The sequence below is a fragment of the Algoriphagus litoralis genome, from assembly GCF_003259255.1.
GTDB lineage: Bacteria > Bacteroidota > Bacteroidia > Cytophagales > Cyclobacteriaceae > Algoriphagus > Algoriphagus litoralis.
The window spans coordinates 90,663-104,542 of the sequence record NZ_QGOL01000011.1 but is presented as its reverse complement, the minus strand read 5'-3'; the positions used below and the strand labels follow the sequence as shown (position 1 = coordinate 104,542).

At 43.0% G+C, this 13,880-nt stretch carries 15 protein-coding genes; 7 read left to right on the top strand and 8 right to left on the bottom strand.

Annotated elements, in window-relative coordinates:
* Positions 1–76 precede the first annotated feature (76 nt).
* On the bottom strand, positions 77–331 hold the full coding sequence (rpsT, locus tag DK188_RS13565) for a 30S ribosomal protein S20 (RefSeq protein WP_111671362.1): 255 nt from the start codon (positions 329–331) through the stop codon (positions 77–79).
* Positions 332–554: 223 nt separating this feature from the next.
* Between rpsT and DK188_RS13560 the strand changes: the two genes are divergently transcribed.
* Together DK188_RS13560 and DK188_RS13555 are read left to right on the top strand one after the other, a co-directional pair.
* Positions 555–1,478 carry a zinc dependent phospholipase C family protein gene (locus DK188_RS13560; RefSeq protein ID WP_317046876.1) on the top strand — a complete coding sequence of 308 codons (924 nt, stop codon included), beginning with the start codon at positions 555–557 and terminating at the stop codon, positions 1,476–1,478.
* Positions 1,479–1,547: 69 nt separating this feature from the next.
* Positions 1,548–1,919: a four helix bundle protein gene (locus DK188_RS13555; protein WP_111671520.1), complete on the top strand. Its 372-nt coding sequence runs from the start codon at positions 1,548–1,550 to the stop codon at positions 1,917–1,919.
* Positions 1,920–1,959: 40 nt separating this feature from the next.
* Here the strand turns inward: DK188_RS13555 and DK188_RS13550 are convergent, their stop codons facing one another.
* On the bottom strand, positions 1,960–3,270 hold the full coding sequence (locus DK188_RS13550; RefSeq protein ID WP_111671361.1) for a pyridoxal phosphate-dependent aminotransferase: 1,311 nt from the start codon (positions 3,268–3,270) through the stop codon (positions 1,960–1,962).
* A 222-nt stretch (positions 3,271–3,492) separates the two neighbouring features.
* Here DK188_RS13550 and DK188_RS13545 point away from each other — a divergent pair, with 222 nt between their 5' ends.
* From DK188_RS13545 to DK188_RS13535, 3 genes are all read left to right on the top strand, one after another.
* Positions 3,493–4,716, top strand: a complete 1,224-nt coding sequence (locus tag DK188_RS13545; protein WP_111671360.1) for a metallophosphoesterase — start codon at positions 3,493–3,495, stop codon at positions 4,714–4,716.
* 11 nt (positions 4,717–4,727) lie between these two features.
* Positions 4,728–4,988 carry a hypothetical protein gene (locus DK188_RS13540; protein WP_111671359.1) on the top strand — a complete coding sequence of 87 codons (261 nt, stop codon included), beginning with the start codon at positions 4,728–4,730 and terminating at the stop codon, positions 4,986–4,988.
* A 217-nt stretch (positions 4,989–5,205) separates the two neighbouring features.
* Positions 5,206–6,339 (top strand): ATP-binding protein, encoded by a 1,134-nt coding sequence (locus tag DK188_RS13535; protein WP_232825734.1) that lies wholly within the window; start codon positions 5,206–5,208, stop codon positions 6,337–6,339.
* A gap of 19 nt (positions 6,340–6,358) precedes the next feature.
* Here the strand turns inward: DK188_RS13535 and DK188_RS21485 are convergent, their stop codons facing one another.
* Positions 6,359–6,514 carry a hypothetical protein gene (locus tag DK188_RS21485; RefSeq protein ID WP_157963239.1) on the bottom strand — a complete coding sequence of 52 codons (156 nt, stop codon included), beginning with the start codon at positions 6,512–6,514 and terminating at the stop codon, positions 6,359–6,361.
* A gap of 374 nt (positions 6,515–6,888) precedes the next feature.
* On the bottom strand, positions 6,889–8,568 hold the full coding sequence (gene ettA / locus DK188_RS13525) for an energy-dependent translational throttle protein EttA (RefSeq protein ID WP_111671356.1): 1,680 nt from the start codon (positions 8,566–8,568) through the stop codon (positions 6,889–6,891).
* A 131-nt stretch (positions 8,569–8,699) separates the two neighbouring features.
* Here ettA and DK188_RS13520 point away from each other — a divergent pair, with 131 nt between their 5' ends.
* Positions 8,700–9,950 (top strand): DUF349 domain-containing protein, encoded by a 1,251-nt coding sequence (locus DK188_RS13520; RefSeq protein ID WP_111671355.1) that lies wholly within the window; start codon positions 8,700–8,702, stop codon positions 9,948–9,950.
* Positions 9,951–10,026: 76 nt separating this feature from the next.
* Positions 10,027–10,248: a DUF2795 domain-containing protein gene (locus DK188_RS13515; protein ID WP_026952747.1), complete on the top strand. Its 222-nt coding sequence runs from the start codon at positions 10,027–10,029 to the stop codon at positions 10,246–10,248.
* Positions 10,249–10,331: 83 nt separating this feature from the next.
* On the opposite strand, the gene DK188_RS13510 is transcribed toward DK188_RS13515, so the two are convergent.
* The 4 genes from DK188_RS13510 to DK188_RS13495 form a co-directional block, all read right to left on the bottom strand.
* The gene (locus DK188_RS13510; protein ID WP_111671354.1) at positions 10,332–11,066 is read right to left on the bottom strand and encodes a LytR/AlgR family response regulator transcription factor; all 735 of its coding nucleotides are present in this window, start codon (positions 11,064–11,066) and stop codon (positions 10,332–10,334) included.
* Positions 11,063–12,100 carry a sensor histidine kinase gene (locus DK188_RS13505; RefSeq protein ID WP_232825733.1) on the bottom strand — a complete coding sequence of 346 codons (1,038 nt, stop codon included), beginning with the start codon at positions 12,098–12,100 and terminating at the stop codon, positions 11,063–11,065. Before DK188_RS13505 ends, DK188_RS13510 begins: the two co-directional genes overlap by 4 nt.
* Positions 12,101–12,133: 33 nt before the next feature.
* Complete coding sequence (locus DK188_RS13500) at positions 12,134–13,000, bottom strand: LiaF transmembrane domain-containing protein (protein WP_111671353.1); 867 nt, start codon at positions 12,998–13,000, stop codon at positions 12,134–12,136.
* Between the two features lie 137 nt (positions 13,001–13,137).
* On the bottom strand, positions 13,138–13,815 hold the full coding sequence (locus DK188_RS13495; RefSeq protein ID WP_111671352.1) for a 2-C-methyl-D-erythritol 4-phosphate cytidylyltransferase: 678 nt from the start codon (positions 13,813–13,815) through the stop codon (positions 13,138–13,140).
* Positions 13,816–13,880: the final 65 nt, after the last annotated feature.

The following is a 13,880-nucleotide window of genomic DNA, read 5'->3' as shown; positions in this document are numbered from 1 at the left end:
AATTAAAACTAATCAGAAAAAGACATAAAAAAAACCCTGCTTTTGACAGGGTTTTAGCATTGTAGTCTTAAAGAAATTAACCAATCGCGCTAACGAATTTGGCTAATCTTGATTTCTTGTTACTAGCGTTGTTTTTGTGAATGACATTCTTCTTAGCCAGCTTGTCCAACATAGAAGACACTTTCTTATAAAGCTCCATAGCCTCAACTTTGTCAGTCGCCGCTTTCAATCTTTTGATGAAAGTTCTAGTGGTCTTAGCCTGATATCTGTTTCTCAAACGCTTCGCTTCGTTGGCACGAATTCTTTTCAGAGCTGATTTGTGATTTGCCATATCTCGTTTTTAAATAAAATTCTTTACGTTCCCCTATTCCGAATTGGAGTGCAAAGTTATTGTAAATTATTAATTCTGCCAAAGGAATTTCAAACATTCCTTTGAGTACTTGCTTTTCTTCGATCAACTTATTTGGCCAAAAGCAGGAAACAGACTGCAAATATAGCTCAATTCATCACAGAAAAGATATTTGTTTTGACTATTTTCAAAAATGAAGTTTTTTATGATTTGGGCATTTGGCTTTCTTTTTTTGCCTCCCCCCGCAGAGGACTGGGGATTTTATGCGCATTCCCTGATCAATCAACAGGCTGTCTATTCGCTCCCTCCTGAGTTGATTGGCTTTTATAAAGTTCATATCCAGTTTGTTACCGAAAAATCGGTCAATCCGGATCGAAGAAGGTATGCTGTCGAAGGCGAGGCGGAAAAGCATTACATCGATTTGGATCATTATGGAGACAGTGCGCTCTTTGTTCTACCGAAATACTGGTTTGAAGCCATCGAATTGATCCCCGAAGATTCCCTCAGACAAAACGGTATCGGACCTTGGTCGGCCTATCTGACGATGATTAATTTGACAAAAGCATTTGAAGAGAAGAATTCTCAGGCCATTCTCCGTTTGTCTGCTGACCTAGGACATTATCTCGGCGACCTCAATGTGCCTCTACACACTACCAAAAATTACAACGGCCAATTAACGGGACAAGAGGGAATCCATGGGTTTTGGGAAAGTCGAATCCCGGAATTGATGGCAAAGGATTATTCGCTTTGGGTCGGAAAAGCGGAATATGTGGAAAAGCCCCAACATGCCATTTGGGAGGCTGTTGCGCATGCTCATGCTCAAGTGGATAGTGTCCTGAGAATCGAGCGAGAGCTCAGCCAAGACTTCCCTGAAGATCAGAAATACAGCTACGAGGAGCGGAATGGCCTGACCGTTCGGGTTTATTCCAGGGATTTTACAGAAGCTTATGCCGCTGCAATGGACAATCAGATTGAACGGCAAATGAAGCGCTCGATCAAAATGATTGCTGACTTTTGGTATACAGCTTGGATCAATGCAGGTCAGCCCGATCTAAATTCGTTAGACGAAGCTGTGGTTGAAGAAGAAAAATTGACACCTGATCCGAAATTGAAAGTCAGGGAGCATTGAAAGTATGAAAGCTGAAGTATTTAAAAGTAGGCAGTGGCAGTGGACAGTAGGCAAACACAACCTAAGATTATGGATTATCGAGATTTAATTGTTTACAAAAAAGCTTTTAAACTGGCCATGCGAATTTTTGAAATAAGCAAAACCTTTCCAGGAGAAGAGAAATTTTCTTTAACTGACCAAATAAGAAGGTCGAGCAGATCCATGTGCACAAATATTGGTGAAGGCTACCGAAAAAGAAGGTATCCAGCACATTTTGTTTCCAAACTGAGTGATTCAGATATGGAAAACACAGAAACTCAAGTCTGGCTAAATTTTTCGTTAGTATGCAAATACATTGATGAGGCTACCTTTAATGAACTCGATCAGGATGTAGTTGAAATCGGAAGATTACTAAATTATATGATGGAAAATCCGGATAGATTTGGAGAAAATAAGGCATGAATTCGACAAACTGCTTACTGCGACTGAAAACTGAAAACTTTTAGCTTTCTGACTTCAAATACTTCTCAATCGCCCTTCCCAACCTTCTGAACGTGTCCTTAAAAACAGCTTCATTTTCCTCCAAAAGAGTTACCCGAAATCCCCTAAGATCCGAACAAAACGAAGAAATCGGCACCACACAGATTCGCTCAGCAGCCAATAGATAATAGACAAATCGCTTATCCAAAGGCATCTCAGCATCACTAAGCCAAGAATCTAGAAGGCTTTTCAACTTCTCATCCTCGATCGGCAAGCTTTGATTGGAAGTCAATAATTTCTCATCGAAAACGATGGTATTGTAAAATGCGCCTTGGGTAGGATTAAACTTAATTCCGGGGATCTCTCCCAAAATCTCACGCATCCAGTCACTCCGCTTACCGATTTGAGCATTGGCTTCTTCACGATAGGCATGATAGTCCGGATGGCTCATAATTCTGGGAATTGCCAATTGCGGCAAAATCGTGGAGCAAACCTCAATCATTTTTGCGTTCTCCAAAGTCTGGCAAAGCTTCGCAAACTCCTTGGAAGAGTCACGGTTGTAGAATTCCATCCAACCGCATCGTGCTCCAGGCCATGGAAATTCTTTGGAAATACCTTTCAGCGAAATCGCCGGCCGATTGCCGATGACTTCAGCCAAAGCTACCGCTTTGATGCCGTTGTAGGTGATGTTTTGATAAATTTCATCAGCGATCAGAAGCAAGTTGAATTCATCGGCGATTTTTACAAATCCTTCCAAGACCTCCTTTGGATAGACCATTCCTGTTGGGTTGTCTGGATTGATAATCAGGATGCCAACAATGGATGGATTGTATTTGACTTTGAGGTAAAGATCCTCCATATCCGGGAGCCACTGATTGTCCGGATCTAGTTTGTAGGTGATCGGTGCGGTATTGGCATGTGCTGCCTCTGCCGAGCTGTGTGTGGAATAAGCCGGCGAAGGCCCGATGATACGCGCCGTTGGTATTAGAAATTGGTACAACTTTGCAATCGCATCACCCAATCCATTGAAAAAGAGGATGTCCTCTGCTGTGATTTGGTTTCCACCCTTTTCATTGTTCAATGCAGCAAGGAATTTCCGCGTTTCCAACACTCCTTTTGAATCTGCGTAACCGTAGGTTTTGTCTTCCTTGAGTAGATCGGCTATGATCGATTTCATCCAATCCGGTACATGATTGCTTTTCTGGATTGGGTCACCGATGTTTTCCCAAGTCATAGAATATCCCAATGCTTCGATTTGACGGGCTTTCTTAACAATGCCGCGAATCTCGTAATTCAATTCTTCTGCTCCGGGTCTAAGGAGTAGCTGTCTCATAGGTCAATAGGCTGGTTTGGAAAAAATTCCGGTACAAAGTAAAGGAAAAGCAATTTGAAATTGCTGTCCCCTACCAAAAAGCAAAAACCTCGATCCTATAGAATAAATGAAAATTTCAGTTTCCAATCTCCAAATACTTGAGGTTTTTCAACTTGCTTTTCCACTTCCCGTTCAGGTATTTTTAGTGTTTCCAACCTTACACCATACACCTACACTGGTCCAATGCTTTTCCGCATCCTGTTCTTCCTTCTCTTTATCGGTCTGATCGACTGGTATTCCTTCCAAGCGTTTAAAACCCTATTTCCTACTCAAATCTGGATTAAAACTGGGTTTTGGGTCTTCTCCATCCCCATTTATCTCTTTACGATATATGTTTTCCTGACCTTCGACAGAGGGAATGTCAGCCTGAATTTTGGCAGACTCGTATCGCTTTTGGTCCTCTCTATCCTGCCCAAGCTGATCATTCTGGCCTTCCTGTTTGGTGAAGATATCTTCCGCTTTTTTACTGGAATATTTTATTCTTTTGGAGAAAATCGACAAGGCGACTTTCTGCCAGACCGCAGGAAGTTTGTGAGCCAAACGGCCTTGATCTTATCCTCCATTCCTTTTTTGGGAATCCTTCATGGGGTTTTGATTGGCAAGTATCGCTACCGAGTCATCACCCATACGCTGGAATTCGATGACCTGCCGGAGGAGTTTGATGGATTCACCATCACCCAGATCTCAGATATCCACTCAGGTAGCTTTGATGACAAAAAGAAACTGGAATACGGCATAGACCTGATCAATCAGCAAAAATCCGATGTCATCTTATTTACCGGAGATTTGGTCAATAACCATTCGGGTGAGATGGAGCCCTGGATCGAAACTTTCAAAAAGCTGAAAGCACCGATGGGCAAATATTCCATCCTTGGCAACCATGACTATGGGGACTACATGAATTGGCCGAGCAAGGAAGCTAAGGTTGCAAACCTGCAGCGCTTATTCCAAGTCCATGCCGAACTGGGATTCAAACTGCTGCGCAATGAAAGCGTCAAACTCCAAAAAGAAGGAACAACCATAGATCTCATCGGCGTGGAGAATTGGGGTAAAGGATTTGCGCAGTATGGAGACCTGTCTAAAGCAGCGGTAAACTTAAGCGATCAGAGTTTTAAGATCTTGATGAGCCACGACCCCTCACACTTTGACGAGCAGGTGAAAAACTTCTCCCAATTTATCCACCTCACCCTGAGCGGGCATACCCATGGAATGCAGTTTGGGATCGAGATTCCGGGATGGATCAAATGGAGCCCCGCTTCGCTTCGCTACCCAAAATGGGCAGGACTTTATGAAGAATTCGGACGCTATCTCCATGTGAACCGAGGTTTTGGGTTTTTGGCATTTCCAGGGCGAGTGGGTATCTGGCCGGAGATTACGGTACTGACGTTGAAGAGGAAGTTAGTTTAAAGGTCTTAAAAATGAAAAATCCATATTTTGACATCACTTTGATCATTAATTTGATCATAGAACAGGAGCCTAACAGGATTGACCTTATTGAACAATTAGGAAAATCTGATTGGCAAAAATTCCTACGCCGAAAATACCTTTATTTAATCCCAGATGAAGGGCAGATAAAAGAATCTATAGTTTTAGAGCATGAAGTGGAAGGGACTATTGTACTTGATGTTCTAGAAAGCGGAAAAATAAAAGGAATCGAATTTGTAGATCAAATTTTTTGAACACCGACCTACCTCAGATGTATCAATTTTAAAGTTTAATCAGTAAAATCAGAATTAAAAGCTTGTATTACAAATACACGATATCTTGTATTTCCAACACAAGCTTTTATATTTGTATTGATTTACAGTGATTTAAATGATACAAATCGACCTTCTTTCCCAGATAATCGAGGAGCAAAACCGGAATTTTCTTCAAAAACAGCTTATAGCTAGGGAAATGACTATACCCGTACAAACCAATCAAATCTTGGTGGTAAGCGGGGTTAGGCGTTGCGGGAAAAGTATTTTGATCCGTAAAAGCCTTCCTTCTAATGCATTGGGACTTTATATGAATTTTGAAGATCCCCGATTGGTGGATTTTGAGGCAGTGGATTTCCCAAAATTGGAACTGCTGAGAGATCAACTTGGCAAAACCTCCATTATATTGGATGAAGTACAGAGTGTAGAGGGATGGGAAATCTTTGCGCGGTCCCTCCATGAAAAAGGCGAAAAATTATATATCACGGGCTCAAATGCCAGCATGCTCAGCCGGGAATTGGGTACTCGTCTGACAGGACGATACAAGCAAATCGAGTTGTTCCCCTTCAGCTACACGGAGTTTTTGCTTTTCAAAAGCTTATCTCCCGGGGAAGAAACCTTCCAAACCTACTTCCTCACAGGTGGTTTTCCTGAGTTTTTGCAAAATCAAGATCAAGATTACCTAAGAACCCTTTTTCGAGACATACTTACCCGTGATGTGGCTGTGAGAAGAAACATCAGTAATGAAACTTCACTCATTCGACTGGGCGTATTTCTTTGTTCCAATGTCGGCAAACCCTTCAGCTACTCCCGAATGGGCAGTCTACTGGAAATCAAATCTGTTCGCACGGTGATCGACTACTGCGATTACTTAGAAGAAAGCTACTTGTTTGATTTAATCCCGATATATTCCCCATCGATCCGCAAGCAACTGGCCAATCCCAAAAAAGCATTTTGCGTTGACCCTGCTTTAGCCTCGGCCAACTCGCTATCGTTCAGCAAGGATCTGGGTCGAAAGCTGGAAAATTACGTCTACCTCCATCTCCGCAGGTCTTTCAAAGAGATCCAATATTTCCAAAACAAAGATTCCGAATGTGATTTTGTAATCAAATGGAATGAGGAAATCATCGGGGCAGCCCAGGTATGCTGGGAACTGAACTCCGACAATCTACAACGGGAAATCAAAGGATTAAAAGCTGCATTATCAGAAACACAAGCTCCAAAAGGGGTTTTGCTGACATGGAATCAGGAGGATTTGCTGGATGGATTAACCGTGATGCCAGTTTGGAAATGGATGATGCAACCGGCGAAGGAGTTTTTTGGAGTGGGCTAAACTTCCTTTTTTTTCTGTCTCATCGCTTCTCCAAAAAAGTCAATGCTCCCAAAATTAAGGCTCCTCCCACAAGCCAATTTGGAACAGGAAAAAGATCCAAATACTTTCCCAAAAGTAGGACAAGAATCAAGATAGCCGGGAGACCATACAATTTGTCTATAGGTTTCTTTCTCATTTTCTACCTAATGAATGTTCTATTCTTGATTCTTCCTCTTACTTTGATAAGCCTTAATTCCTACAATTTGACCAATCACCAATAAAGCCATTGCCAAGGCTGAAAAATTTGGATGGTTTCTGCCTTTAGGAATCAGTCCATTTTCCCAAATAGACCAAAAACCAACCACCACGGCTGCAAAAAAAATTCTTAGGTGAAAATACAATTGCTTCTTCCCCATCAGATCAAAAACTAATTTTGAAGTAAATTATCAAATCACAGTAAAAAACAAAACCCCTCGAAGATTTTTCCTCGAGGGGTTCAGTTTCAGCTTTTTGATTTTAGCTTTCTGAATTTAAACTAAGATTGCTTCTTGCCTCGCAATGACGCCCAAATTACTTGAGGTTTTTATACCTTATCCGCTTCGGCGTCACATCGCCCAGTCGCTTCTTCTTGTTTTCCTCATAATCGGAGAAGTTGCCCTCAAACCAATACACTTGAGAATCGCCCTCAAAAGCCAAAATATGCGTACAAATACGATCCAGGAACCATCTGTCGTGGGAAATAATCACCGCACAACCCCCGAAGTTTTCTAAGGCTTCCTCCAAAGATCGAAGTGTATTCACGTCCAGATCGTTGGTAGGTTCATCGAGCAATAGCAAGTTCCCGCCTTCTTTCAGTGTGATGGCCAAGTGAACCCGATTTCGCTCTCCACCTGAGAGTACTCCGACTTTTTTCTCCTGATCCGAACCTGCAAAGTTAAACTTGGACACATAAGCTCTGGAGTTCACTTCCTTGTTGCCCAACTTCATCAGTTCATTGCCATCGGAAATCAATTGATAAACTGTCTTATTCGGGTCTAGCGAATCGTGTTCCTGATCTACATAGGCCAGCTTTACCGTCTCTCCAACCTCGAAGTTTCCTGAATCGGCTTTTTCCTGTCCGGTAATCAATTTGAAAAGCGTGGATTTTCCGGCGCCGTTTGGCCCGATGATTCCCACAATTCCACCTTGAGGCAGGGAGAAACTCAAGTTTTCGAAAAGCAATTTGTCTCCAAAAGCCTTGGACACGTTGTTTACTTCAATGACTTTGGCACCCAATCTCGGTCCTGGAGGAATGAAAAGCTCCAGTTTTGCTTCTTTTTCTTTGGACTCCTCTCCCACCAATTTATCATAGGCAGAAAGTCGGGCTTTACCTTTGGATTGTCTGGCTTTCGGAGACATTCTGATCCACTCCAACTCACGCTCCAGAGTTTTCTGACGCTTGGATTCGGTTTTTTCTTCCTGCTTCAGACGGTTTTGCTTTTGGTCTAGCCAAGAGGAATAATTTCCTTTCCATGGAATCCCCTCGCCACGGTCCAGTTCGAGAATCCAACCCGCGACATTATCCAAGAAGTATCTATCGTGTGTCACGGCAATGACGGTGCCTTTGTAATTTTGCAAATGCTGCTCCAGCCAATGCACCGATTCAGCATCCAGGTGGTTGGTCGGTTCATCGAGTAGCAACACGTCCGGTTCCTGAAGCAGCAGACGGCAAAGCGCAACGCGTCTTTTTTCTCCACCTGAAAGATTCGCCACGTTGGCATCGCTTGGAGGCAGTCGTAGGGCGTCCATTGCTTTATCCAGCATGACATCCAGTTCCCATGCATTGGCTGCGTCAAGCTTCTCCTGCACCTCTCCCTGCCGCGTGATCAACTTGTCCATGGCATCTGGATCTTCCATCAGGTCCGGATCCATGAATTTCTCATTGATCTCTTCAAATTCCTTCAGCAAGTTGACCGTATCAGCAACGGCTTCTTCGACGACTTCCTTCACTGTTTTGGTCGGATCAAGCTTCGGTTCCTGCTCTAGCATGCCTACAGTGTACCCCGGAGACCAGACAACTTCGCCGAGAAATTCTTTGTCCATTCCGGCGATAATTCGGAGCAAGGAGGACTTTCCCGAACCGTTTAGACCCAAAACGCCAATTTTTGCGCCATAAAAAAATGAGAGGTAAATATCTTTGAGTACTTTTTTCTGCGGGGGGTAAATTTTTGAAACCCCAGCCATAGAAAAGATGATTTTTTCTGCGCTCATAGTGCTATTTTAATCGTTGAATATGTGTTAGAAGCAAGATGGCAAAAATATGGCTTTCTTAGGATAAGTGAGGGCTAAATGATTATTTTGCGAAAAATTGAAAACGACCACCTATAACCTATTGAATTGAAATGGAGCATCCTTATGGATATATCAAAGACGGAAAAGTCTATTTGAAGGGTTTTTTAGGGCGGAGTGACCGAGAAATCGGTGAAGTTAAAGAAGATGAAGCCTCTACGCTCAGTTATTTCGAAGCTCGTTTTGAGCAAATCAAAGATAAAGTTGCCAAGCTGAAATCCGATATTGAGGAAAACCAAAACAAGGGCTCTTTCCTGATGAAGTTGATTCATTTGCGGGATTCTTTGTACGAATCTGACGCCCTTGGTGACTTCATTCCGCTGATCGAGGAACTCAATGCGCAGGAGGAATTTCTGAATGAGATCATCCAAGCCAACCGCTCTAAAAATCTGGAAGTGAAAAAGGCGCTGATTCTGGAAGCTGAGGCAATGAAAAACGATACGGATTGGAAAAACACCGCAGAATTTTTCAAGGAACTAAAAATGCGCTGGATCAAAACCGGTCCTGTCGACAAAGAAATTCATGAAGAGATCGAGCAGGAATTCAATGATTCGATCCAGACATTTTTCGAAAATAGAAGGCATTTTTTCGAAGGAATGGCACTCCAAGCTGAAGAAAACATCAAAGTCTATGAGGCCTTGGTCGTTCAAGCCAGAGAAGCACATGACCTACCAGATGCCAAAATGGCTTTTGAAATCAGCAAGCGAATCCAAAAAGAATGGAAAGAGGCAGGAAAAGTACCCGCTGAAAAGCGACAGCCCCTTTGGGATGAGTTTTCCAAGCTGAACAACAGAATATTCTCACGATACAAGCGGGGCCTTAATCCCGGGCCGCAAATGCATCCCCGAGAGATCTTGAGAAAAATCGATGAAATGGTGGACGAGTTAAAAAAGATGGCGCATCAACCGAGCACCTATGCCATCACCACCCGAGCCAAAGCCATTCAGGAAGACTGGAAAAAACTTCCCATGCGAAAACCAAAAGAGGCCAACCTCCCGGCACGTTCGTATCAGTTTTTCATGGATATTATTTTCGAAAAAGCATTCCTCGAAAAACTCGCCCATAATAAATATTCTGACTTTGACTCACTTTCTCTACAAGAGCAAAATCAGATTAAGTCCTCGATTATCAAGGATTTACTCCATCGGGACCAAGGTGAATTGGATACCATGCAAAACAATTCGGACAACTTCCGAGTACAGACTCCTGACTTTGAAATGATGATGCGGAAAAAACTGTCTGGGCTGAAGCGAAAAATAGATGTAAAAAACTACATTTTGAAACAACTTTCTCCCCGAATTTAAGTAGACACTACTTATCCAAAAATTCACTAATCTTGCAACTTTAAAAAATCGAAGAATACCTTTTAAAATAAACACTATGTACTGGACACTTGAACTAGCATCCTATCTGGAGGACGCACCCTGGCCAGCGACCAAGGATGAGCTTATCGACTACGCTATCCGCTCCGGCGCTCCACTGGAAGTAGTGGAAAATCTCCAAGAGCTCGAAGATGACGGCGAGCCTTATGAGACCATCGAAGAAATCTGGCCTGACTATCCTACCAAGGATGATTTCTTCTTCAACGAAGACGAATATTAAAAAAACTAAAGCCTCGGAAATCCGAGGCTTTTTTTTCACCTATCCCTCCAAAGGTTTTGAACCCTTGGAGTGTTGAAACGAACCTAGAGCCCCAAAACCTGCCTGAGTCGAGCGTAACCTGTTTTGCTGACTGGAATCTGTTCACCAGCTCGGAGCTTAACCAAATAGGTGTCTCTTTCATAAGGCTCTATTCCTGTGATGCCATTCAGATTGATGATGAAAGAACGATGGACTCTGGCGAACTTGGCTGGATCCAGACTTTCTTCCAGAGTCTTCATCGTCATCTTCTTTAAATACTTCCCTCCGATGGTATGAATTGCCACATAATCGTCTTCTGCTTCAAAATAAATCACATCAATAATTGGGATAATCTTGATGTCGTTTTTAACTCTGACGACTAACCTGTTGCTTTTCTCCGCCATATGCGATAGGCCTTCATCAGCCTCATTTTGGGCCACATCGCTTCCTCTACTTGTCAAATAACGGTCAATTGCCTGCTTGAATCGTTCTTCCGAAAAAGGCTTCAGGAGGTAGTCCAAAGCCTTGGCATCGAAAGCTTTCAAGGCATAGTGGTCAAATGCTGTGGAGAAAATTACAGCCGGAGGCTCATCCAACAGCTCCAACATTTCAAATCCGGTGATTTTAGGCATTTGAACATCCAGAAAAATCAAATCAGGTTTATGCTGATGGATTGCTTTCAATCCTTGAAATCCATCCTGACAAACTTCCACCACGTCGAATTGAGGAAACTGCATCAAAAACTCCTGAATGATTCCTGCTGCCAAGGGTTCGTCGTCGATAATTATCGTTTTAATCATGAAAATTGGGGGATTTTAAGTCGGACTTTGAAAACATTGGCCACAGCTTCTGATTCTATCAAATCTTTTCGACCAAACAAGAGAAATAACCTTCTTTCCACCGAATTCAGTCCAAAACCAGTTCCCTCGGCAGGGGTAGATTCAGGGTCAAAGGGATTGATCACTTCCAAAACAAAATAACTTCCGTCCTTTTTTCCGGTAATCTCAATCTTAACCTCTCCAGTGACTCCATAGAGACCATGTTTGATTGCATTTTCAACTAGCGGCTGAATCAACAGTTGGGGAAGTTTTACCTGATAGAAATCTTCTTCCAAGCAAAATTCAACTTCTAGTCTATGCCCAAATCGAACCCGCTCGATGTCCAGATACATCTTCAGATAATTCAGCTCTTCCTCAAGAGTGATCCATTTTTGGGAATCTTTTCGAATTGTCCCGCGCAAAAACTCAGAAAGCTGCAACACCATCTCACGGGCTTTTTTGGGCTGAGTGACTACCAGCGCATTGATGGAATTGAGGCTGTTGAACAGAAAGTGCGGTTGCAACTGCTGCCGGAGTTGAGCCAGTTCGGCCTCTTTTGAAAGTTGGAGCATTTGTGCTTCGCGTTTTCTGACTTCTTCCTGAAGCTCCAGTTGAGACATGACCAAAGCCAAAACCGAAATCAGCTGAAAAGCTAAAGCCAAAACCGACCACCTGAGGTAAAAACTCGAACTTAGAAAGTCAAGGTATTCTATGTCATCCAGCCACCAAGTCAGCGCGTAGCGATGTGCCACCACGCCTATCCAACTCAACAATAATGGCACAGCGAAAAGCAACCACAAGTTTTTCCCTTTGGGTGTAAAAAGGCTGAAAACGCGATCTAGGACGAAAATACCTCCAAGAAAACACAGCGCAAAAACCAAGGCGTCAATCAGCGCAGGTTCGGTCTCGATTTCATAGCTCCACAACAAAAGAAAACATCCCAGAAACCAGATGACTCCGGTTCCGGGGATGATCCATTTTCCTAATTTAGGATTTGAAAAAGCGTTAAAAAACAAGTTGGTAGTGGTTTTTAGCTGGTTTGAAGGTCGTTAAAAGGATTTGATTTCCAAACCCCCAAAGAGAATTGTGCCTTTGAGAACCACGACTTTATTGGGATCAACTCCACCCTCTCTGAAGTAGCGCTTATCTTCGATCCCAGCGGCGATATTGGTCACCTCGGTGCGAATGTCCCAGTGTGGCGGTACGATCATTTTTACACCTCCGAAAATGATATCGACTTGTATCGTGATTACTCCATTGAAATCAGTAGAGGTCAGATCAAGATCCACGCCGCCAAAAGCTGCTGTGATTTTTCCTCCCTGAAAGTCTTTGGTCATCAGCTTTCGGTTTACCCCACTGAATATCGCATCGATATTCAGCCTATCGGCAAAAGCTGTCCCAGTGGTACGGGTAAATCCAGATCCAGTGGCTGATTGTGCACCTTGGGCGAAAGATGACGAACCTGTTGCTGAAGAACCCTCTGAATTCTCATCCACTACTTTGGCTTCTTCGACATAGATTTTAGAATAACCGGTATCTGTTTTGCGCTTTTTCTCCCAATCTCTACGAACATCATCCAGCACTTTGTTTTCCCGTTGTTTTTGCAAAATCAGGTAAATCCCCAAGGCGATCAATCCCAAAGGCCAGATGAACTGTCCAAGTCCAAAGTCAAAATTGAATTCATTTCTCAAGAGAAAATACGCTCCAAGGAATAACATCAAGAATCCAAAGAAACTTCTGAATTCATGTTTGATCACCGAGAATGTCCCGATCGCGATCAAAATCATTGGCCAAGTAGTAACCCAATCGGGAATGAAAATCCCGGCTTTTCTTAAAAAGAGAATGATACCTATTCCGAGAATGATAAACCCAAAGGCAATATTCCCGTCGTTGTTTTTTCGTTTAAAATCGTTCATGGCTAAGTGTATTTAAATGTTGATCAAATGTACACGAGCCGCAAAACCTGTGAAATGGACAATAGGCCAAGCCAAAGAAAAAGTCGGTGAAGTCGGAGAAAATGTCGGTAAAAATCCAAAAGGGGTTTTCCCCGATTTTATTCCCCACGGGAGAGCAGATAATCCGCGTAGTCCAGATCTTCTGGAGTGGTAATTTTGATGTTTTCCGGATTGCCCGGGATGAGGCTGACCTGCCAGCCCTGGTATTCATAGACGGTGGCATCATCGGTGAATTCGCTCAGTTCTTCAACTTGGAACGCTTTTTTGATTTTGCGAATCTGAAAAGTCTGCGGAGTCTGGACCAGTCGGAAGTATTGTCGCTCCTGAAAAGTACTCAATCCACCTGTATCCACTTTTCGGATGGAGTCTTTCAAAGGAACCACTGCAATGGCACTTCCGCTATTGGCTGCCTCAGCAAAGCTTGCTAGAATCACCTCTGAACTTACAAAAGGACGAACTCCATCATGAATTGCGACCAATCCCTTCTCAAAAGGAAGTGCATCTAGTCCATTTCTTACAGACTGAAATCGGGAGCTTCCACCCCCAATGACCTGGTGCGGAATAGAAAACTGATGCTGCGAACAGAGTTTTTCCCAAATCAAAAAATCCGGCTCAGGCAAAACCAAGATTAAAAAAATTGCCGGATCCGTATCATGAAACCGCTGAAGCGTATGCATCAAGACTGGTTTTCCGCCAATCGGCAAATATTGCTTTGAAACAGGACCTCCCATGCGGCTCCCTTTCCCGCCAGCCACCAAGACTGCTGCTTTTTTCATAGAATTCTTTCAAAAACTGATCTCACCATGAGTGTTAATAATTTTCGAGATTGAAGTTAAAAAAA

Bases quoted from the DNA above. Each gene is read 5' to 3' on its own strand.
- rpsT (WP_111671362.1), bottom strand. From the start codon at position 331: ATGGCAAATCACAAATCAGCTCTGAAAAGAATTCGTGCCAACGAAGCG.
- DK188_RS13560 (WP_317046876.1), top strand. From the start codon at position 555: ATGATTTGGGCATTTGGCTTTCTTTTTTTGCCTCCCCCCGCAGAGGAC.
- DK188_RS13555 (WP_111671520.1), top strand. From the start codon at position 1,548: ATGGATTATCGAGATTTAATTGTTTACAAAAAAGCTTTTAAACTGGCC.
- DK188_RS13550 (WP_111671361.1), bottom strand. From the start codon at position 3,270: ATGAGACAGCTACTCCTTAGACCCGGAGCAGAAGAATTGAATTACGAG.
- DK188_RS13545 (WP_111671360.1), top strand. From the start codon at position 3,493: ATGCTTTTCCGCATCCTGTTCTTCCTTCTCTTTATCGGTCTGATCGAC.
- DK188_RS13540 (WP_111671359.1), top strand. From the start codon at position 4,728: ATGAAAAATCCATATTTTGACATCACTTTGATCATTAATTTGATCATA.
- DK188_RS13535 (WP_232825734.1), top strand. From the start codon at position 5,206: ATGACTATACCCGTACAAACCAATCAAATCTTGGTGGTAAGCGGGGTT.
- DK188_RS21485 (WP_157963239.1), bottom strand. From the start codon at position 6,514: ATGAGAAAGAAACCTATAGACAAATTGTATGGTCTCCCGGCTATCTTG.
- ettA (WP_111671356.1), bottom strand. From the start codon at position 8,568: ATGAGCGCAGAAAAAATCATCTTTTCTATGGCTGGGGTTTCAAAAATT.
- DK188_RS13520 (WP_111671355.1), top strand. From the start codon at position 8,700: ATGGAGCATCCTTATGGATATATCAAAGACGGAAAAGTCTATTTGAAG.
- DK188_RS13515 (WP_026952747.1), top strand. From the start codon at position 10,027: ATGTACTGGACACTTGAACTAGCATCCTATCTGGAGGACGCACCCTGG.
- DK188_RS13510 (WP_111671354.1), bottom strand. From the start codon at position 11,066: ATGATTAAAACGATAATTATCGACGACGAACCCTTGGCAGCAGGAATC.
- DK188_RS13500 (WP_111671353.1), bottom strand. From the start codon at position 13,000: ATGAACGATTTTAAACGAAAAAACAACGACGGGAATATTGCCTTTGGG.
- DK188_RS13495 (WP_111671352.1), bottom strand. From the start codon at position 13,815: ATGAAAAAAGCAGCAGTCTTGGTGGCTGGCGGGAAAGGGAGCCGCATG.